The following is a 20,378-nucleotide window of genomic DNA, read 5'->3' on the forward strand; positions in this document are numbered from 1 at the left end:
GCCGACCCCCGGGAGTGACGATTTACTTGTGATTGATGCAGCGCTTCTTGTGGAATGCGGGGTTACTTGGGTTCGAGCACGAACACCGGAATCTCACGATCGGTCTTCGTCTGATAATCGGCGTAGTCGGGGTACGCAGCGACAGCGCGCTCCCACCAGACCGCCTTCTCGTCGCCGGTGACTTCCCGAGCAACCAGGTCGAAGACCTGCGTCGCGTCACGCAGCGTGACGTGCGGGTCGGCTTTGACGTTGTAGTACCAGACCGGATTCTTCGGGGCGCCACCGAGCGAAGCCACAACGGCATACGAGCCGTCGTGCTCGACGCGCATCAGCGGCGTCTTCCTGACCTTGCCGGACTTTGCCCCGATGGTCGTGAGAACGACGACGGGCATGCCGTTCATGTCGTTTCCCTCGGTGCCACCGGAGTTCTCGATGCGTGCGACCTGATCGGCGGCCCACGACGCTGGACTGGGTTCGTACTCACCTGTGATTGGCATGTGTACCAGTGAACACCCACTCGAGCACCTTGGCCACCGAACCACGCCGACCAGGCCTGTCGCCCGCGCACTCCCCTGGTTGATCGATTAAGTGAGCTGCCGATCAATAAAGTTTGCTTGCCCGAACTCTCATCTCTGGCTACTCTGAAACCACAGCTTCGAACAGCCGTATCAGAAAGGGACGAGATGACCACCGCAGATATCTCCACTCGCGAATCACGCCCCTCCCCCGACTATTGCGTCGATCTGGCCGGAACTCGGTGGCCGCTGTACAAGATCGAAGCTCTCGTGGTCGGGTTCGTGCTGTTCGTCGTCGCCGGTGCCGTCACGCAGTCGATGCAGGTGGCCGTACTGACTGCCGCAACGGCCGCTGTAGTCACGTGGTGGGTACGGCGCGTGCACTACTCACGCACCACCTGATCACCGCACTCCCCCGAACTCCCGCGAACCACGAAGGGACCTTGCTGCATCAGCAGCAAGGTCCCTTCGTTCGGTTCAGGTCCGCTCGGCGGTCAGACCGTCAGGCAACTCGGTCCGAGCAATGCCTTCAGGTCGCCCATCAGTGCCGAGGACGGTTCGACCCGAAGGACGTCGTCGACCTTCCACAAGCTGATTTCGGTTCCGCCGATCAGTCGGACATGGACATCGGACGTCCCCGGATGCCTGGTCAACACCTGCTTGAGAGCACTGAGCTTGTCCTTGGTGCATTGCCGAAGCGGCAGCGAGACCGACAGCGGACGCGCAACCCCGATCGCCGAAATATCAGGTACCGCAAGGTCGTTGCCGATCAGTGACATCCGATCGTCTCGGATCGAAACGCGAGCCTTGACCAACACGATGGCATCCTCGGCGATGTCCATTCCGTACACGGCGTACGCCTGTGGGAAGAACAGCACCTCGATTCCACCCACGAGATCTTCGAGCTGCACGATGCACCAGGTCAGACCGTTCTTGTTGACCCGGCGGTCCACCGAGGCGATGATGCCGCCGAGAGTTACCTGGGCACCGTCCTGAACGCCGCCTTCGAGTATCGCAGCGATGGACGTGTCGGACTGCTGGCGAAGAATGTGCTCGACGCCGTTGAGCGGGTGACCGGAAACGTACAGCCCCAGCATCTCTCGTTCGAGCGCCAGGCGATGCTTGGAATCCCACTCTTCGTCAGGAATCTTGACGTCGAACACCGAGGTGATCGACTCGTCCGCCTCGGCACCGCCGAAGAGGTCGAACTGTCCGATCGCCTCTGCCTTCTTGGTGCTCATCACGGAATCGATGGCGTCGGCATGAACCAACATCAGGCCCTTGCGCGGATGACCCAACGAGTCGAAAGCACCGGCCTTGATGAGCGATTCGGTGACCTTCTTGTTGCAAGCCATCGCGTCGATCTTGCCGAGATAGTCGGAGAAATCTGTGAACTTCGACTTCTCGGTGCGCGCCTTGATGATCGAGGCGACGACGTTGGCGCCGACGTTGCGCACCGACCCCATACCGAAACGGATGTCGTCGCCGACGGTCGCGAAGTCGACGCGTGACTCGTTGACGTCCGGCGGGAGAACGGTGATGCCCAACTTGCGGCAGTCGGCGAGATAGATCGCGGACTTGTCCTTGTCGTCACCGACGGAGGTCAGCAGACCCGCCATGTACTCGGCCGGGTAGTTCGCCTTGAGGTACGCAGTCCAGTACGACACGAGTCCGTAGCCGGCGGAGTGCGACTTGTTGAACGCGTAGCCGGCGAAGGGAAGGACCGTGTCCCACAGCGCCTTGATGGCGGCTTCGCTGAAGTTGTTGTCCAACATGCCCTGCCGGAAGCCGGCGTAGGCCTTTTCCAGCTCGGACAGCTTCTTCTTACCCATCGCGCGACGCAGCAAGTCGGCCTGACCCAGGGTGTACCCGGCCACCTTCTGCGCCAGTTGCATGATCTGCTCCTGGTAGATGATCAGGCCGTAGGTCTCGGAGAGGATCTCCGCGAGCGGCTCCTCCAGTTCGGGGTGAATCGGCTTGACGTCTTCCAAGGCGTTCTTGCGCTTGGCGTACGAGATGTGGGCGTCCACACCCATCGGTCCCGGTCGATACAGCGCCAAGGCGGCGACGATGTCGCCGAATCCGGTGGGCTGCATCAGTTTCAGCAACTCGCGCATACCGCCGCCGTCGAGCTGGAACACACCGAGAGTGTCACCGCGGGCGAGCAGTTCGTATGTTGCCGCATCGTCCATCGGCAAAGTGTCGAGGTCGAGGTCGATGCCGCGGTTGGCTTTGATGTTCTCGAGCGTGTCGCCGATGACCGTGAGGTTTCGCAGACCGAGGAAGTCCATCTTGAGCAGGCCGATGGCTTCACACGAAGGGTAGTCCCACCCGGTGATGATTGCGCCGTCCTGGGCGCGCTTCCAGACCGGGATTGCGTCGGTGAGCGGTTCGGACGACATGATGACCGCGCAGGCGTGCACACCGGCGTTACGGATCAGCCCCTCCAGACCCACCGCAGTCTTGTAGATCTTCGCGACGTCCGGGCTGGAGTCGATGAGTGCTCGAACCTCGACGGCCTCCTTGTACCGCTCGTGCTTCGGATCGGTGATACCGGAGACAGAGATGTCCTTGGCCATGATGGGCGGCGGGAGTGCCTTGGTGATCTGATCGGCGATGGCGAAGCCCGGCTTGCCGAACTGGACGCGAGCCGAGTCCTTGATGGCAGCCTTGGTCTTGATGGTGCCGAAGGTGATGACCTGGGCGACCTTGTCGTTGCCCCACTTGTCCGTCGCGTAGCGAACCATCTCGCCGCGACGGCGATCATCGAAGTCGATATCGATATCGGGCATGGACACACGCTCGGGGTTGAGGAATCGCTCGAACAGCAACCCGTACGGGATGGGGTCGATGTTGGTGATACCCATCGCGTAGGCCACCAACGAACCGGCAGCCGATCCACGGCCGGGCCCGACACGGATCCCGACGTCCTTGGCGTGGTTGATCAGGTCGCCGACCACGAGGAAGTAGGCCGGGAAGCCCATTTCGTTGATGACGCCGATCTCGTAGTCGGCGCGGGCGAGGTACTCCTGCGGCGGTCCGCTCGGGAATCGGCGATCGAGTCCGCGCATCACCTCGGCGCGCAGGAAGGTCTGCTGCGTGTGTCCCTCCGGGACCGGGAAGATCGGCATGCGGTCGTGGAACGCCCACACGTCCTCGTACGACTGCACACGCTCGCCGATTGCAACGGTGTTGTCGCATGCCCCCGGTACCTCGTTGTCCCAGATGGCGCGCATCTCGGCAGCGGACTTGAGGTAGTAGCCGTCGCCGTCGAACTTGAAGCGAGTGGGGTCGGAGAGCGTCTTGCCGGTCTGAATGCAGAGCAGCGCCTCGTGATTCTCGGCGGCGTCCTTGGTGACGTAATGGCAGTCGTTGGTGGCAAGTGGCGGAATACCGAGTTGCTTGCCGATGTCGAGCAGACCCTCTCGCACACGGCGCTCGATCGAGAGACCGTGATCCATCAGTTCGAGGAAGAAGTTGTCCGGGCCCCAGATCTCCTGCCACTTCGCGGCAGCTTCGAGAGCCTCGCGATCGTGACCGAGACGAAGGCGGGTCTGGATCTCACCGGACGGGCAACCCGTGGTCGCGATGATGCCCTCGGCGTGCGCGGCGATGAGCTCCTCGTCCATCCGTGGCCATTTACCGAGCTGGCCCTCGATGGACGCGAGCGACGACAGCTTGAAGAGGTTGCGGAGTCCGGTCGCGTTCTCGGCCACCATCGTCATGTGGGTGTACGCACCGCTACCGGAGACGTCGTCGGACTTCTGGCTGCGATCGCCCCACAGAACTCGCTTGGTGTTGAAGCGAGACTCGGGTGCGATGTAGGCCTCGATGCCGATGATCGGCTTGATGCCGGCGCTCTTTGCCTCGTTGTAGAACTGGCTGGCGCCGTACATGTTTCCGTGGTCGGTCATGCCGACTGCGGTCATTTCGAGACGAGCGGCCTCCTCGAACATGGCGCCGACCTTGGCCGCACCGTCGAGCATCGAGTACTCGGTGTGATTGTGAAGATGTACGAACGAGTCAGCCACGTGCGCCTCTCTGAAGGTCTGGGAGCGAGATCGAGTGTATGCCGCGCTGCCGACACGACCGGCGACCGACGTAGCGGAGTCGCCGTGCGCCGCCTCCGGTCACGTGACCGGAACCTCGGGTTCGGCGCTCGACCTCACCGAACGCCGCGAACGTCGACCGGCGACGAAGGTGTCTGTCGTGAAGATCACCAGTGCAGCCCAGATCAGAACGAAGCCGATCCACCGTGACGCCGGCATGTCCTCGTGCATGACGGCCACACCCCACGCCATCTGGAGCGCCGGGGTGAGGTACTGCAGCATGCCCATCGTCGCCAACGGAACTCTCTGAGCGGCGACGCCGAACAGGAGCAGCGGCAGCGCGGTGACCGGGCCGGCGGCAAGCAGCAACAGGCTGTGCCCGGTACCGCTGCTGATGAATGCACCGGCCCCGGTCAGGCCGAGAAACACGAGGTAGCCGACCGCGAACGGTGCGGCAACGACTCCCTCGGCAGTCAAACTGGTTCGAGGATCGAGCGGAACCACCTTCTTGACCAACCCATAGGTGGCAAACGAGCCGGCGAGCAGCAAAGCGACGATCGGAGGTTTCCCGAAGTCGACCGTGATCACCACAACTGCCGTGGCAGCGAGAACGAGCGCGGCGATCTGGGCGGGACGCAATCGTTCGCGGAAGATCACGACGCCGAGCAGAACGGTGACCAGCGGGTTGATGAAGTACCCGAGAGCCGCCTCCACGACGCGGCCTGACACCACGGCATAGATGTACGTCCCCCAGTTCACGGCGATCGCCGCAGACGCCGCGGTCACCAGCAGCCAGGTGCGTGCGCTGATTCCGCGAAGCGATCCGAGGCGGCCGGCAAAGGCCAACACGATCAGCATCAACAGAAGGGTCCACACCACCCGGTGCGCCAGGATCTCGACCGGATCGGCGAAGTCGAGTAATCCGAAGAAGGCCGGGAACATTCCCCACAACAGGAAAGCCGCCACACCGTAGAAGATCCCCGAGGACGAACGGGACTCAGCGCGTTCGTCCTTGTTCACAGAACCGGAGTTCACAGAACCGGAGTTCACGGGACCGGACCGTCGTCGGGGCCGGGAGCAACGACGTCCACGTACTCCGGCAGCAAGGGACGGACGGCTGCCAACCACGGCGAGGCGTCGGACGGCAACGCTTCCACTGCACGGACGTTCGAGTCATGTTCGATCGCTTCGAGTCCTTCGGGAGTCGCTCGCACCAGCACGCCCACTGCGCAGGCGCACCCGGCGGACAATTGCTTCGCCGACGCGAGCGCCACCTGTTGCTGACGATCGGTGTCGCCGCCGAGCGAGACCAGTCGCGTGGCTGCAACCCCGGGCGATCTGCGCACTGATTCGTCGTTGTCGGGAACGGGCACCGACATGAGCGGCGTCTGGACGCGCTCGATCGGAACTCGGAACATGACCCTGGACACGCGAACGCCCGAGACCTCAGCGCCCGGCATCTGAACACTGCTGGTCGTCGTCATGACCTCGTCGACGGTGAGTGCCTTCGTGAACGAGACCAACGCCCACACCGGCCCGTCGACCGACGCAACAGAATCTCGCGCTCGGTCGAGGTAGTCCGGGACAGCTTCCCCACTGTCCGGACCCAGAGTGTCCGTCCGGATCGGCGGGGTCGGCACGGGATTCGCGAACCCCACGCCCACCACCGCCGCCACACCGACCACCACCGCGACGACGGCCGGCGCGGGGGTAAGCCCGCGCGGTGTCATGAGGACCGGAGAACTTCGAGTGCGTGTTCGAGATCCTTCGGGTACTTGCTCTTGATCTCGACCCAGCGACCGTCCGCCGGATGTGCGAATCCAAGAGACACGGCGTGCAGCCACTGGCGCTCGAGGCCGAGCCTTTCGGCAAGTCGAGGGTCCGCGCCGTAAGTCAGGTCGCCGCAGCACGGATGGCGCAACGCCGAAAAGTGGACACGGATCTGGTGTGTGCGACCGGTTTCGAGGTGCACGTCCAGCAGACTCGCTGCCTGGAACGCCTCGATGGTGTCGTAGTGCGTGACGCTGGGCTTGCCGTCGGCCGTGACCGTGAATCGCCAGTCGTTCCCGTGATGGCGTCCGATGGGCGCGTCGATCGTTCCGCTGCTCGGGTCGGGGTGTCCCTGCACGAGAGCGTGGTAGCGCTTGTCGATGGTCCGCTGCTTGAAAGCGCGCTTGAGCAACGTGTACGCGCGCTCGGATGTGGCAACCACCATGACACCCGACGTTCCGACGTCCAGGCGGTGGACGATGCCCTGACGCTCGTGGGCACCGGACGTCGAGATGCGGAAACCGGCCGCGGCAAGTCCGCCGATGACGGTCGGTCCCGTCCACCCGACGCTGGCGTGCGCGGCAACTCCGACGGGCTTGTCGACTGCCACGACGTCGTCGTCGGCGTAGAGGATCTCCATTCCCTCGACCGGTGTCGCTTCGATGGTCAGGGGCCGCGGCGGTTCGGGCAGGACTACCTCGAGCCACGACCCTGCGGTCAGACGATCGGACTTGCCGACGGCCACACCGTCGACGAGTACCGAGCCTTCTTCCGCGAGTGTCGCGACCACGGTGCGCGAGAGTCCGAGAAGGCGCGCGAGGCCGGCATCGACGCGCATGGCATCGAGACCGTCGGGCACGGGCATCGAACGGGATTCCCTCACTTGGTTTCTCCCTCGGCTGCAGCCTTCGATTCGGTGAGCTTCTTGTCGTCCGCCTTGTGATCACGCAGGCGTTCACCGTTGGGTTCGAAGCCGAAAAGGGTCAGGACGACGAGCAGAATCGCGCCACAGACGATCGCGGAATCCGCGATGTTGAACACCGGCCACCAGCCGACGGAGACGAAATCCACCACATGTCCGCGCATGATTCCGGGAGAGCGGAAGAATCGGTCGACGAGGTTACCCAGCGCGCCGCCGAGAACGAGGCCGAGACCGAGCGCCCACCACGGTGATCGGAGCGTGCGACCGATCTTGATCACACCGATGACCACACCGATTGCGACGAGAGTGAGGATCCACGTCATCGACGTCGCCATCGAGAACGCTGCCCCCGGATTGCGCACCATCGTGAATGTGACCACGTCACCGATGATTTCGATCGGCTGCCCCGGTTTGACCGCGGCGACTGCCCACACCTTCGTGAGAATGTCCGAGAGCAGGATGACAGCGGCGATGGCAATGAGCATGGTCAGCCGGCGGGGCTTTTCGACCGGCGCAACCGCCAGGTCACCGTCTTCCGATTTCACGGCTTCCGGTTTCACGGTTTCGGGCTCGTCGGCCTTCGAGATTTCGGTAATCGGCTGATCCTCCGCGTTGACATCTCGGTCTGGGTGGTCTGTACTCACGCAACCATCATCCCTCATGTTCACCGCACCGGGTCACGCACTCTGCAACTGCGGCTAGCCTGGAGCGCGTGCCACTGCTGTCCACGACCGGCCGACGCGTTCCGTTCGCCCTCGCTGCCCTCGCTCTCACCACCGTTCTCACCGCTTGCGGCGACTCGGATCAACCTCCGAACACCCCGACCTCCTCGCCGAGTGAGGTGACTGTTCCGGTGACCGCCGCGACGGTCGAAGTTCTCGAGGCGGGAAGCGAGCCGCGCGAGGTTTTGCGTACGAACTTGCCTGTCGGCACCACGCAGACGGCGACGCTCGTCACCCAGGCCGTCGTGAGTCAGCAGATCGATCAACAACCGGCGCAGGATTTCTCTTCGCCGGAGATCACGATCCCGCTCTCGGCAAACGTGACCGCTGACGATCCCACCGCAGTCGTTGACCTCACGCTGTCGTCGATGACCTCGCCCGATGCAACGCTGCAGGCTGCGCTGAGCGGGGCCGACGGGTCTGCGGCCGGATTGTCGGTCACGGATTCGGGCGCCATCACCGCCCTACGGTTGAAGCCCTCCGCCAACTCGGCCAATGCTGCCCGCGCTGCAATCGAACAAGCGCTGGGCCAAGCGGTCTACCGGACCGTCGCACTCCCCGACGCTCCGGTCGGTGTCGGCGCACGTTGGGTGGTTCGGCAGCAAGTCAGCAGCGAAATCCTGCTCGATCAGACAACCACCGTCACGCTCACCGCGCGCGAGGGCAATCGGCTTTCGCTCGCGGTGGACGTATCGCAGACCCCGCAGAGCCCGGTCTGGAACCTGGCCGGTGACGCCGGAACGCTGAACATCGATCAGTACGTCATGGCCGGCTCCGGAAACCTCACCGTCGACCTCTCACTCCCCTTGCCGATCGACGGACAGATGACCGTCGGCGGCGACCAGGCATACGGCGACCCGGACAGCTCCTCGGTGATCCGGCAGACCATCTCCAACAGCATTCGGTGGGAATCGTGACACGCCGGTCGCTTCTCGCACTTGGTCTGACCGCAACGGCGGCACTGTTCGTCGTGACCGGTTGCGGCTCGGACGACTCGCCTGGTGCCGACACGACTACGCAGGTTTCCGCCCCACAGGTCGGCTTGGCGCCGTTCACGGCTGCTCCGGCCGCACCGCTGAGCGGGGCGCCTCTCGACCGTGACGGCCTGCAACGAGCCGCGCTCACCCTGTCCGAGCTACCTGCGGACTTCGACATAGTTCCCGACCCGGTCGACGACCTCGGCCTCGCACCGGCGCCGGAGAGTTCGGAGGCGGACAAGTCGAGCACCGACCCCGCCGTCTGCGCCCAGGTTCTGGCGCCGATAGCCACCCAGGCTCCCGGATCGGTCGCCGACCTCTCCGACATGTTCACCGGCCCCGATTTCACGAGCATCGATCAGGACTCTGCTTCGTACGCCGACGGCACCGCGGCAGCAGCAGCTTTCGAGAAACTTCAGACCACGCTGGCCGGGTGCGCGGAATATTCAGGAACCGATGCCGACGGAACGACAATCACCTATCGCGTCGGCGGAGCGTCGGACCCGAACGTCGGCGACGCGTCTTTCGCGTTCCGAATCATCACGGAGAGTGGCGGTTTCACCTTGGTCGCCGATGCGATCGTGGCCGCAGTCGGGACCACGTTGACCCAGGTGTCCGCAACTGCGCCGAGTCCGATCGCCCCCGACGTGCTGCACTCGATGGCATCGGCCGCCGCCGATCGCCTGCGCGCACAAACGCCCTGACAACGAGCGGATTGGTCCCGTCTCGGCCTTACGCGAATGATTCGGGACCACAGACCCTTTGACAACTGCCCGTCCACACTGAACGGTGAGAGTAGGTACGAAACAGACCAACGCGACACACTGATGTGAGGAGCCAGAGTTCATGCCGGAACCCAGAAGGTCAGATCACACCGATTACGTAGCCGTCAATCCGATCTTCTCGAGGCCTGGCGAGGATTCGGTTGCATCGAAGTACACACTCGAACCCGACGGCATGCTTCCCGAGACCGCGTATCAGATCGTCCACGACGAAACGATGCTCGACGGCAATGCGCGGCTCAATCTCGCGACGTTCGTCAGCACGTGGATGGACGATCACGCCACCAAACTGTATGCCGAGTCGTTCGACAAGAACATGATCGACAAGGACGAGTATCCGCAGACCGCCGCGATCGAAACCTATTGCTGGCGCATCCTTGCCGACCTCTGGCACTCGCCCTCCCCCAAGGACGCAATCGGCACCTCGACGATCGGTTCGTCCGAAGCCTGCATGCTCGGCGGCCTGGCGATGAAACGACGCTGGCAGCACGCACGAAAAGCCGCGGGCAAGTCCACCGAAAAGCCAAATCTCATCATGAGTTCCGCGGTCCAGGTGTGCTGGGAGAAGTTCTGCAACTACTGGGACGTCGAAGCGCGTTACGTGCCGATCAGCGAGGAACACCGCACCCTCGACGGTCACGATCTGGACAAGTATGTCGACGAGAACACCATCGGCGTCGTCGCGATCATGGGCGTCACGTACACCGGGATGTACGAGCCGGTCCTGGAAATCTCGAAAGCACTCGATGCGATCCAGGCGAAGACGGGACTCGACGTCCCCATCCACGTCGACGGCGCTTCCGGTGCGATGATCGCACCGTTCCTTCAGCCCGAACTCGAATGGGATTTCCGACTACCGCGCGTCCACTCCATCAACACCTCGGCGCACAAGTACGGGCTCGTCTACCCCGGCCTCGGCTGGGTGGTCTGGCGATCGCAGGATCTACTTCCCGACGACCTCGTCTTCAAGGTGAGCTACCTCGGCGGCAGTATGCCGACCTTCGCACTGAACTTCTCGCGTCCCGGCGCTCAGGTGATCCTGCAGTTCTACTTGTTCCTGCGTCTCGGCCACGACGGCTATCGCGCGATCCAGCAGTCCTCCCAGGACGTGGCGAAATTTCTCGCCGAAGGGATCGGGAAACTCGACGCGTTCGAACTGTGGAACGACGGTTCCGACATCCCGGTCTTCGCGTGGCGCCTCGCCGAGGGGCACACGTCCAACTGGACGTTGTACGACCTCTCGGACCGGTTGCGAGGCAAGGGCTGGTTGGTGCCGGCCTACCCCATGCCGGACGATCTCGCGGATCTGACAGTGCAGCGCATCGTGGTTCGTAACGGACTGAGCATGGACCTGGCGGCCAATCTGCTGCGCATCATCGAAGAGGAAACCGCGTTCCTCGACGAACTGGACAGCCCGATGCCGCGGCCGCGCGTCACCGAGGGATTCCATCACTGACGTCGCTTACCACGTGAAGAGCGGCCGCCCACTCCACTTCGGGAGTCGGCGGCCGCTCTGGTGTTTCAGGTGTTACCGAGAGATCAAGCAGCGCAAGCCGGCGAGGTCAGACCTGCAACGCCGACGATCTGGCAAGCGGTGGTCTTCGAGAGCTTCCAGACGCCGTCTTCGTAGACGAACGACGCCTGCAGGCCCTGCTGCAGCGGCTGGCCGTTGACGACGATGTTCAGCGAAGCTGCTGCCGTCTCGCTGCCTGTGTCGGTGACCGGGTCGAGGATCTCGACCTGCGCGCCGGCAGCCTTGGCGGCAGCAGCGACCTGGTTGATGAGCTCGGGATCAGCCTCGGCGCCCTGGACGAGGTTGACCTTGTCTGCGGCCGGAACGGTTTCGTCGAGTGCCTGGGCGACCTTGGCGTTGAGCTCAGGGGCGGTCGGCAACGCGACCGGCGCATCTGTCGAGTCCGAGGCCGTCGTGGACGTCGTGGTCTTCGACGTCGTGGTGGGCGAGTCGGTCTTGTCATCCGAGCCACAAGCGGTCATCGTCAGGGCTGCTGCGATCGCCACGGCTGCAACGGTCATCTTCTGAAGCTTCAACTTCTCAGTCCTATCCATTCGGGTGTTCACATTCGAGCGTCAGTCGAACATCGTGCTTGCTCGAGGATCGTCGACAACATTACCCAACGGTAAGCGGAAAAAGTCTAAGGACATCCTCAGAGAAGGCTGTCGACCGCATCTGCTACCTCGAGCACCTCATCGGATTCGGCAAAGGTTTTGGCGATTCCCGTTCCGCTGGAACGGGTTTCGAAGCGAACGGTGACCACACCGTGCCCGGCGCCCTGCACCCAACCGTGTCCGTATTCTGGATGCTTCACGTCCAAACCGGGGTGCCAGTAGCGCTGAGGGACACGTGCTGCCACCGGAACGTCGAGTTCGGCCTCATCGAGGGCACCCGTGAGAGTCTCGACCGGATAGCCGGGAACATCCTGATCCAACTCGGGAAAAAGTGATCCTTGCCGAACGGTGGACAAACCGGCGAATCCCACACCGACCAGGCGAATCGGCCCCAATTCCTGTGGATCGATGACCTGTTTCTGCGCAGTCGCAATGAGGATTTGGCGGTCGATGGTGGCAAACGGCAGCGTCACGGATCGAGTCAAGATACTCATATCGGACTTCTTGAGCTTCAGTACGACGGTGCGAGCAGCTCTTCCGTCCTTCTCCAGCCTGGAAAATGCTGCGCGACCACTACTTTCGACGGCCGCGCGCAGTTGCGCCATGGTGACGATGTCTGCGGCGAACGTGGATTCCGCGCTGATCTGCTTGGATTCGGCACGCTCCGCGACCGGTCGATCGTCGATCCCCTGCGCAAGCCGATGCAACCCCGGACCGACCGTGGTTCCCAGTATCGACGCCACCTCCGCTATGGGAGTGCGGGCAAACCCTCCGATGGTTTCGATGCCGAGACGCTTGAGCTTTTCCTCGGCAACAGGGCCGATCCCCCAGAGCTTTCGCACCGGCAGTGGATCGAGCAACTCGTGCTGCATCCCGGGAGGAATCACTGCGACGCCGTCGGGCTTTGCCAGTCCCGACGCGATCTTGGCGACCTGCTTACCTGCGCCGGCCCCGATCGAAGCGACCAACCCGGTCTCGGCTTTGATCAACGCCCGCAGGTCCTCGCAAAACGCGCGGACCTCGTCAGCTCCGACACCGGCCAACTCCACCGGTTCCCCGAAAGCCTCGTCCACCGACAGTTGCTCGAGGATCGGCATACGAAGGCGCAACGCGTCGAACGTGCGTTTACTGAGAACCGAGTACAGGGACATCCGTGGCGGCAATACCACCGCTCCACCACCGACCATCCGGCGTGCTTGATGCATCGGCATTGCCGATCGCGCACCGAAAACTCTCGCTTCGTAACTTGCCCCGGCCACCACCCCGCGCCCGCCCAAGCCGCCGACCAGCACCGGGCGACCTCGCAGAGTGGGACGCGTCAACTGCTCGGCGGAAGCGAAAAACGCATCCATGTCGAGATGCAGCACCCACCTACGACTTCGTGTGGGATCACCTTGATTCATCGGGCGTTACGGTTCTCTCAAAAGTAGGTGCAGAATTTACGTCCGCGCCTTCTTCTTCGGCGACTTCTTCTTCGGCAGGGGCAATACGTCGGCAGTCCGTTGAATGAAGGCGTGCAGGTGATCGAGGTCCTGCAACCGTTCCTCCGTCACCCGGTAATAATCCTTCGCTCCCGGGTACGGCGGAGCCAGATCGGCCTCTGATCCGAACTCCGTACTGACCTCGGTGGGTTTGACGAACAGAACGTCTCCGCAGATCAAGCCCACGATCTTCTCGTCGCAATACAGTCCGTACTCGCCGAACATCGCCCTTGCCCGCACGTCGAGCGGTTCCAACTGCTCGAGAATGCGCGCCACGGTTTCCTTGCTCGTGCTCATGAGAGCAAACTACTCCGGCACCCCGACATACAGACATTCATCGGGGAGCCGGAGTAGATATGGCGGTATTAGACCTTCGTGATCGCGGCGCGGATACCGTCACCGAGATCGACGGCGTCGTCTCCCGCTTCACCCACCGAGAAGGAGGTGGCCAGAACCTCACCGGCGATCAATTCGCGATGACGCTCCGCCCACTCCTTGCAGTCCTGCGGAACCTCGAGCACGACGTTGATCCGGTCCGAGACGTCGAAACCGGCAGCACGGCGCGCATCCTGCAACTGACGGATACGGTCCTTGGCCCATCCCTCGGCTTCGAGTTCCTCCGTCACAGCGGAATCGAGTACGACCAGTCCCGCACCGTCCGGCAGTGCTGCCGTCGAATCCGGCTCGGCCGCAACCAGTTTCTGCGTGTACTCCTCGGGCAGCAGTTCGATGCCCGCCGCAACCACGACGCCGTCCGCGTTCTCGGTCCAGTCGCCCGCCTTGACCGCCTTGATGACAGTCTGAACGGACTTGCCCAGACGCGGTCCTGCAGCACGCGCATTGACCGCGATCTCGAAGCGCCCGTGCACGTCGACGTCATCGGTCAGATCGACCTTCTTGACGTTGACCTCGTCGGCGATCAGTCCGAGGAACGGACGCAGACGCTCGGCATCCGGCGCCGCAACCGTGACCTCGGGCAGCGGAAGACGAACACGCAGATTCTGCGCCTTGCGCAGGCTCAGCACCGTGGAGCACACGGTCCGGACGTCGTCCATCGCCGCTACCAGCTCGGGGTTCGCGGGGAGCTCCGACGCCTCGGGCCAATCAGCCAGGTGAACCGAGCGCTCCCCGGTCAGCCCGCGCCAGATCACCTCGGACACCAGCGGCAACAGCGGCGCAGCGAGACGCGTCACGACCTCGAGCACGGTGTGCAGGGTGTCGATCGCGTCGCGATCCTCGTCCCAGAACCGCGAACGCGACCGTCGCACATACCAGTTGGTGAGTGCGTCACAGAACAACCGAAGCTCGTCGCACGCGCCGGCGATGTCGTTGACCTCGAGGGCCTCGGTGATCACGTCGCGGGTGGTAGCGAGCTTGGCCAGGATGTACTGATCGAGGATGTTCTTCGAATCGGTACGCCACACACCGGATTCCGGCGCGTACAACTGCAGGAAGCTCCAGGCGTTCCACAGCGGGAGCAATGCCTGACGCACACCTTCGCGGATGCCCTGCTCGGTCACGATGAGGTTTCCGCCGCGCAAGATCGGCGAAGACATCAGGAACCATCGCATGGCATCGCTGCCGTCGCGGTTGAACACCTCCTTCACGTCCGGGTAGTTGCCCTTGGACTTGCTCATCTTGAGTCCGTCGTCGCCGAGCACGATGCCGTGCGCAGCAACGGTTTTGAACGCCGGACGATCGAAGAGTGCGGTGGCCAGCACGTGCAGCGTGTAGAACCAGCCGCGAGTCTGCCCGTTGTACTCGACGATGAAATCGCCCGGGAAATGGCCCTCGAACCATTCACGGTTCTCGAATGGGTAGTGCACCTGCGCGTACGGCATCGAACCGGATTCGAACCAGCAGTCGAGCACCTCGGGAACGCGGCGCATCATCGACTTCCCGGTCGGGTCGTCGGGGTTCGGGCGGACCAGGTCGTCGATCATCGGGCGATGCAGATCGGTCGGACGCACACCGAAGTCTGCCTCCAACTGATCGAGCGATCCGTAGACGTCCGTACGCGGGTACTGCGGATCGTCCGACACCCACACCGGGATCGGGCTGCCCCAGTAGCGGTTTCGGCTGATGTTCCAGTCGCGTGCACCTTCGAGCCACTTGCCGAACTGGCCGTCACGGATGTGCTCGGGCACCCACGTGATGTCCTTGTTCAGCTCGACCATGCGATCGCGGAACTTGGTGACCGCGACGAACCACGAGGGAACCGCCATGTAGATGAGCGGCTGCCCACTGCGCCAACTGTGCGGGTACGAGTGCTCGATCGTCTCGTGCCGCAGCAGCTTTCCAGCGGCCTTGAGGTCCTTGATGATGACCGGGTTGGCGTCGAAGACCATCAAGCCCTCGTACGGCGGAACCATCGAGGTGAACTTTCCACCCGGATCGAGCGGCTGCACGACCTCGATACCGTTGGCCGTGGCGACATCCATATCCTCCTCACCGAAAGCCGGTGCGAGGTGGACGATTCCGGTTCCGGAATCGGTTGTCACGTAGTCGGCCGAAAGCACGACGTGCGCGTTCGGATGTCCGAGGAAGAAGTCGAACGGCGGTGTGTACGACAGTCCGACCAACTCGGCGCCCTTGTGACGGGAAACGACCTCGGGGTCCTCCCCCAGCTCACGTGCGTAATGAGCAACCCGTGCTTCCGCGAGCACGTACCGCTTTCCGTCCTCGCCGAGCACCTGGACGTAGTCGACCTCGGGATGAACCGCAGTGGCCAAGTTGGACGGCAGTGTCCACGGAGTCGTGGTCCAGATGATCGCGTTTGCGCCGTCCAATGGTGAACCCGGAGCGACCAGCGGCATGTCGACCGTGACTGCAGGATCCTGACGCATCTTGTACGCGTCGTCGAGACGAGTCTCCTGATTGGACAGCGGAGTCTGCTCGTACCAGCTGTAGGGCAGCACGCGGAAGCCCTGATAGATCAGGCCCTTGTCGTGCAGCTCCTTGAAGGCCCACATGACGGACTCCATGAAGTCGACGTCCAGGGTCTTGTAGTCGTTGTCGAAGTCGACCCAACGTGCCTGGCGGGTGACGTAGTCGCGCCACTCGTCGGTGTACTTGAGCACCGAGGCCTTGCAGTACTCGTTGAACTTGGCCAGACCCATGACTTCGATCTCGGCCTTGTCCTTGATGCCGAGTTGCTTCTCCGCTTCGAGTTCTGCGGGCAGTCCGTGGCAGTCCCAGCCGAAGCGTCGCTCGACCTTGCGTCCACGCATGGTCTGGAAGCGCGGCACCAGGTCCTTGACGTACCCCGTCAGCAGGTGACCGTAATGCGGCAAACCGTTTGCGAAGGGCGGTCCGTCGTAGAAAACGAACTCTTCGCTGCCGTCCCGATTGGAAACCGACGCACGGAAGGTGTCGTCGTCGTCCCACTGTTTCAGGACTTTCTGTTCCAGTTCGGGGAACTTGACTCCGGTGTCGGCGGGGACACCGTAGTCGACTTTGGGATACCCGTTACTCGCCATGGCGATCTCCTCGTGCCAGTCGGACTCGGCACGGGGACGACGTGGCGCTTGTGCGCCGACACCGCGGTACCACCCCGTTTGCACCCCGTAGATCCGCGCTTGGATCCCGAGGTGCCACTCGATCGAGCTGTGACGGGCTCACCCGTTCGGTTCTACTGAGTTCTGGGCGCCTGAAGCGACAAGAACCGTTCTTCCGAAAGCTCCCCGGTGATTGCCGGATCACAGCCTGGTATTCGTGTTGGACAGTCTAATACTCGTCCTGGACCTTGTCGGAACTCGCCCTAGGACTTGTCGGGGCCACCCGGCGACTCGCCATGATTTCTCTGATTGTCATCGTTGGCGGTGGCTGCATCGTCGATCGACGAATTCGAGGAACTCTCGACTCGACCGTAAGGCGACGACATTCCGCTGCCCGATGCCGGGTCATCCAACGAAGGAACCGCCTTCCTGCTGGTCAGCGCACTGACCAGCAGGAGGACGGCACCTGCTACACAAATCGCGATACATGCCCACGCCCAGATCAGCGACCCTGTGGTCAGGGCGACGATCAGGAGAGCGAAACCAACTCCCGCGAGAACCAACGTCACGACCAGCACGTATCAACCTTTGTCCGGTCCGATAGCTGAGCCGACGGGGCGCTCTCGGTCAGCTGTTTCCCTTGGCGAAGGACGGGCTGTAGGAATCCTGTCCACCGTCGACCGGAACGGCCGAGCCGCGCTGTTCGAGCTCTTCGAGCTGCGATTCCAGGTAGGACTTCAGGCGCACCCGGTACTCGCGTTCGAACGTCTTGAGCTGCTCGATACGGCCCTCGAGGACCGATCGCTGCTGGTTGATGGTCGCCATGATTTCGGTGTGCTTCTTCTCGGCGTCCGCCTTGAGAGCGTCTGCCTTCTCCTGAGCCTGGCGAAGCTGGGTCTCGGAGCGAGTCTGAGCGTCGGTGAGCATCGCCTCCGACTTGTTGCGCGCATCCGCGATCATGCCGTCAGCCTTGCTGCGAGCCTCGCTCATGAGCTGCTCGGAGTTGGTGCGGGCACTGCCGAGCAGCTGCTCGGACTCGGTCTTGGCATCGTTGGTGAGGCGATCCGCCATCTCCTGAGCCAGTCCGAGGACCTTTGCGGCCTGCATGTGGGTGTCGCCACTCTGCGGCGCTGCAACGGCAGCGGCGGCGGGAACCGGCGCTGCAACAGGTGCAGGCTTGGGCGGTTCGACGACCCGAGCGGGCTCCGGCTTGGGCTGCGCTGCGACGGGTGCTGCCTGCTGAGCAGGTGCCGGCGACTTCTTGGCAGCCGCGAGCTCCTGATCCAGCTCACCTACGCGCTGGCGCAGGTCCGCGTTCTCTTCGATGAGCTGCGACAGCGCCTGCTCGACGAGGTCGAGGAATGCGTCGACCTCGTCCTCGTTGTAGCCACGCTTGCCGATAGGCGGCTTGCTGAACGCAACGTTGTGCACGTCAGCTGGAGTCAGTTGCGGCATGGAAGGATCCCTTCACGCGTCATTTGGCGGTCTAGCAAGCATTCAGTTGCAACACAGTCTACGTAGTGGCGAACCACTGGATGAGTTATGGCATCCATTCTGGCATACCACTCACTCGGACTGCGCTCAGCGAACAACCGACATCAGGATGATGACGATGAAAAGCAAGACCATGATGGATAGATCCAAGCGAACTCCACCGAGGTTGATCGGGGGGATCAACCTGCGGAGCAGTTTCACCGGAGGATCGGTGATCGTAAAAATGGTTTCGAGAATGACTGCGACCAATCCGGTCGGTCGCCAATCTCTGGCAAACGAACGAACGAACTCGACGATCACTCTGCCGATCAGCAACAGCCAGAAGACAACCAGCACCAGATAGATCACAGAGAGAAGCGCGTCCACACCCTCACTCTGCCTGACTTCTGCGGTGTGTCCAAAACAGACACACCGCAGCAATTCCGGAACCGGTCCGCATCGAGTCCGTCTTGTAACGGCCGGCGATGGGTCCGAATGCGGCGTCCGCCGAGGCGGGCCGCCGTTCGAATGTGCTCACGTCACCCCTGCTCAGGGGCCGGACTGCGGTCGAGACCATCATTTCTGGCTGTAGAAACCCGTCTCGGCGATCCGACGGCGCTCCTCGGCGGAAACGTCGATGTCGGCCGGTGAGAGAAGAAACACTTTGGTGGCTACCTTGTCGAAAGAACCACGCAATGCGAACGCCAGGCCGGCCGCGAAATCGACCAGACGCTTCGCGTCGGCGTTGCTCATGTCGACCAGATCCATGATGACGGGAGTGCCGTCCCGGAACCGCTCACCGATCGTGCGGGCCTCTGCGTAGCTCTGCGGACGCAGTGTCGTGATCTTGGCGAGCGGGCCGCCGTCGTCGACAACCGGCGCACGTCGCGCTTCGGGTCGCTCTGCGCGCGCGTCGACCGCGAGGTTGCCACGGCTTGCCGGGCGCGGCGCCATCGCCGGGCGGCTGCTGCGGCTGGGAACGGTGTCGACGCGGGGCCGGGAATCGTAGCGATCGAACTCCGCGTCCTCTTCGTCACGACGACTGGGCGCGTAGCTCGCCTTCGAGAAGGCAGGTTCGACGAACTCGCGGTCGTCGCGCTCGGCATAGCCGTCGTGACTACGACGGGGTGCGCGGCGAGCCTGATCGGGCTCCTCCACGTATTCGTCCTCGTAGTCATCGAGGGGAACCATGCCGAAGTAAGCCTTGAACTTATGCAGGTTGCTCATTGATCGACCTTCCTTGGCGCGGCGGAATCAATCCGACTGCGACCGGTCGCAGCGGTGTGGACGGGTTGGGCGATCACCTGAGCGATCACCTCGAGATTACTGGTCGTGAGCCGAGCAGTGCGGTTCCGACACGCACGCAGGTTGATCCGTGGCGCACTGCAGCCTCCAGATCGCCGGTCATACCGGCCGAGAGTTCGGTTGCCCGGGGATGCGATTCGAGGATCAAAAGATGTGCCCTGCGGAGGATTTCGAACTGCTCGTCCGGATCTGATCCAAGCGGCGGGACGGCCATCAGTCCCGCGAATTCGAGACCTTCGGCTGATTCGATCCGCTCGGCGAGAGGCGTTAGCTCGCCCGTCGGAACTCCGCCACGCGCGGGGTCTCCGTCGAGACTTACCTGGATGAGCGCCCGGAGCGGCTCCGTGCGCTCACCGTCCGACAAAGCACTCAGCGCAGCCCGATCGAGTGCATCGACCAGTCGCGCACTGTCCACCGAGTGAATTGCATAGGCCCACTTCGCTACCGACCGAGCTTTGTTGCGCTGCAACTGTCCGATCATGTGCCAGCGAACCGGATCATCGATCGCGCCCGTCTGTGCAGCGCCGTCGAAGTCCGCGACCTTCTCCACTGCTTCCTGCTCACGAGACTCACCGAATTCACGGCAACCCAGTTCGTACAGGATTCGAGCGTCGGACGCCGGAAAGAATTTGGTCACCGGCAGCAGTGCTACGTCGGAAACCTCGCGACCGGCGGCAAGGCAGGCGGCCGCCAATCGCGCCCTCACCGAGTCGAGTGCCGTAGATATTTCTGTCAGCCGCATTTCCGTCTCGCGCATT

19 protein-coding genes are annotated in these 20,378 nt (G+C 63.0%); 4 read left to right on the top strand and 15 right to left on the bottom strand.

Translation table 11 applies throughout. The features are described from left to right. Positions 1–62 precede the first annotated feature (62 nt). Positions 63–497 carry a nitroreductase family deazaflavin-dependent oxidoreductase gene (locus KTR60_RS16650; RefSeq protein WP_003941666.1) on the bottom strand — a complete coding sequence of 145 codons (435 nt, stop codon included), beginning with the start codon at positions 495–497 and terminating at the stop codon, positions 63–65. Between the two features lie 186 nt (positions 498–683). On the opposite strand from KTR60_RS16650, the gene KTR60_RS16655 reads away from it, so the two are divergent. Next, positions 684–917 carry a hypothetical protein gene (locus KTR60_RS16655; RefSeq protein WP_003941759.1) on the top strand — a complete coding sequence of 78 codons (234 nt, stop codon included), beginning with the start codon at positions 684–686 and terminating at the stop codon, positions 915–917. Positions 918–1,009: 92 nt separating this feature from the next. Here the strand turns inward: KTR60_RS16655 and dnaE are convergent, their stop codons facing one another. From dnaE to lspA, 5 genes are all read right to left on the bottom strand, one after another. Continuing rightward, entirely contained in the window at positions 1,010–4,546 is a 3,537-nt protein-coding gene (gene dnaE, locus KTR60_RS16660) for a DNA polymerase III subunit alpha (RefSeq protein WP_003941755.1), read from the bottom strand. Positions 4,547–4,645: 99 nt separating this feature from the next. After that, positions 4,646–5,506, bottom strand: coding sequence for an EamA family transporter RarD (gene rarD, locus KTR60_RS16665; RefSeq protein ID WP_267133036.1), 861 nt, complete (start codon positions 5,504–5,506; stop codon positions 4,646–4,648). A 104-nt stretch (positions 5,507–5,610) separates the two neighbouring features. Next, positions 5,611–6,294 (bottom strand): hypothetical protein, encoded by a 684-nt coding sequence (locus KTR60_RS16670; RefSeq protein ID WP_165638801.1) that lies wholly within the window; start codon positions 6,292–6,294, stop codon positions 5,611–5,613. Continuing rightward, positions 6,291–7,217 carry an RluA family pseudouridine synthase gene (locus KTR60_RS16675; protein ID WP_007733161.1) on the bottom strand — a complete coding sequence of 309 codons (927 nt, stop codon included), beginning with the start codon at positions 7,215–7,217 and terminating at the stop codon, positions 6,291–6,293. The genes KTR60_RS16670 and KTR60_RS16675 overlap by 4 nt, the downstream gene beginning before the upstream one ends. Then, positions 7,214–7,900, bottom strand: a complete 687-nt coding sequence (gene lspA, locus KTR60_RS16680; RefSeq protein ID WP_003941684.1) for a signal peptidase II — start codon at positions 7,898–7,900, stop codon at positions 7,214–7,216. The genes KTR60_RS16675 and lspA overlap by 4 nt, the downstream gene beginning before the upstream one ends. Positions 7,901–7,968: 68 nt before the next feature. Here lspA and KTR60_RS16685 point away from each other — a divergent pair, with 68 nt between their 5' ends. The 3 genes from KTR60_RS16685 to KTR60_RS16695 all read left to right on the top strand — a co-directional run bounded on the left by KTR60_RS16685 (position 7,969) and on the right by KTR60_RS16695 (position 11,193). After that, complete coding sequence (locus KTR60_RS16685) at positions 7,969–8,895, top strand: hypothetical protein (protein ID WP_003941753.1); 927 nt, start codon at positions 7,969–7,971, stop codon at positions 8,893–8,895. Further along, a complete protein-coding gene (locus tag KTR60_RS16690) occupies positions 8,892–9,659 on the top strand; it encodes a sensor domain-containing protein (RefSeq protein ID WP_228401058.1) in 768 nt (255 codons plus the stop codon). Before KTR60_RS16685 ends, KTR60_RS16690 begins: the two co-directional genes overlap by 4 nt. 142 nt (positions 9,660–9,801) lie before the next feature. After that, positions 9,802–11,193 carry a glutamate decarboxylase gene (locus KTR60_RS16695; protein ID WP_042921836.1) on the top strand — a complete coding sequence of 464 codons (1,392 nt, stop codon included), beginning with the start codon at positions 9,802–9,804 and terminating at the stop codon, positions 11,191–11,193. Between the two features lie 83 nt (positions 11,194–11,276). Here KTR60_RS16695 and KTR60_RS16700 read toward each other — a convergent pair whose 3' ends face one another. The 9 genes from KTR60_RS16700 to KTR60_RS16740 all read right to left on the bottom strand — a co-directional run bounded on the left by KTR60_RS16700 (position 11,277) and on the right by KTR60_RS16740 (position 20,377). Further along, positions 11,277–11,771 carry a hypothetical protein gene (locus KTR60_RS16700; protein ID WP_228401059.1) on the bottom strand — a complete coding sequence of 165 codons (495 nt, stop codon included), beginning with the start codon at positions 11,769–11,771 and terminating at the stop codon, positions 11,277–11,279. A gap of 131 nt (positions 11,772–11,902) precedes the next feature. Further along, a complete protein-coding gene (locus KTR60_RS16705) occupies positions 11,903–13,267 on the bottom strand; it encodes a DNA polymerase IV (RefSeq protein ID WP_042452844.1) in 1,365 nt (454 codons plus the stop codon). A 36-nt stretch (positions 13,268–13,303) separates the two neighbouring features. Then, positions 13,304–13,642 (bottom strand): TfoX/Sxy family protein, encoded by a 339-nt coding sequence (locus KTR60_RS16710; RefSeq protein ID WP_003941748.1) that lies wholly within the window; start codon positions 13,640–13,642, stop codon positions 13,304–13,306. Between the two features lie 68 nt (positions 13,643–13,710). Continuing rightward, positions 13,711–16,824: an isoleucine--tRNA ligase gene (gene ileS, locus KTR60_RS16715; protein ID WP_228401060.1), complete on the bottom strand. Its 3,114-nt coding sequence runs from the start codon at positions 16,822–16,824 to the stop codon at positions 13,711–13,713. A gap of 281 nt (positions 16,825–17,105) precedes the next feature. Next, the gene (locus KTR60_RS16720; RefSeq protein ID WP_007733197.1) at positions 17,106–17,420 is read right to left on the bottom strand and encodes a hypothetical protein; all 315 of its coding nucleotides are present in this window, start codon (positions 17,418–17,420) and stop codon (positions 17,106–17,108) included. A gap of 49 nt (positions 17,421–17,469) precedes the next feature. Continuing rightward, positions 17,470–18,297, bottom strand: a complete 828-nt coding sequence (locus tag KTR60_RS16725; RefSeq protein ID WP_003941722.1) for a DivIVA domain-containing protein — start codon at positions 18,295–18,297, stop codon at positions 17,470–17,472. 126 nt (positions 18,298–18,423) lie between these two features. Next, positions 18,424–18,702, bottom strand: coding sequence for a YggT family protein (locus tag KTR60_RS16730; RefSeq protein WP_003941780.1), 279 nt, complete (start codon positions 18,700–18,702; stop codon positions 18,424–18,426). A 189-nt stretch (positions 18,703–18,891) separates the two neighbouring features. Continuing rightward, on the bottom strand, positions 18,892–19,542 hold the full coding sequence (locus KTR60_RS16735; RefSeq protein WP_003941752.1) for a cell division protein SepF: 651 nt from the start codon (positions 19,540–19,542) through the stop codon (positions 18,892–18,894). Between the two features lie 85 nt (positions 19,543–19,627). After that, complete coding sequence (locus tag KTR60_RS16740) at positions 19,628–20,377, bottom strand: YggS family pyridoxal phosphate-dependent enzyme (protein WP_007733204.1); 750 nt, start codon at positions 20,375–20,377, stop codon at positions 19,628–19,630. Between the last annotated feature and the right edge of the window lies 1 nt (position 20,378).

The organism is Rhodococcus sp. C1 (genome assembly GCF_020809065.1).
In the GTDB taxonomy this organism is placed as follows: domain Bacteria; phylum Actinomycetota; class Actinomycetes; order Mycobacteriales; family Mycobacteriaceae; genus Rhodococcus_F; species Rhodococcus_F qingshengii.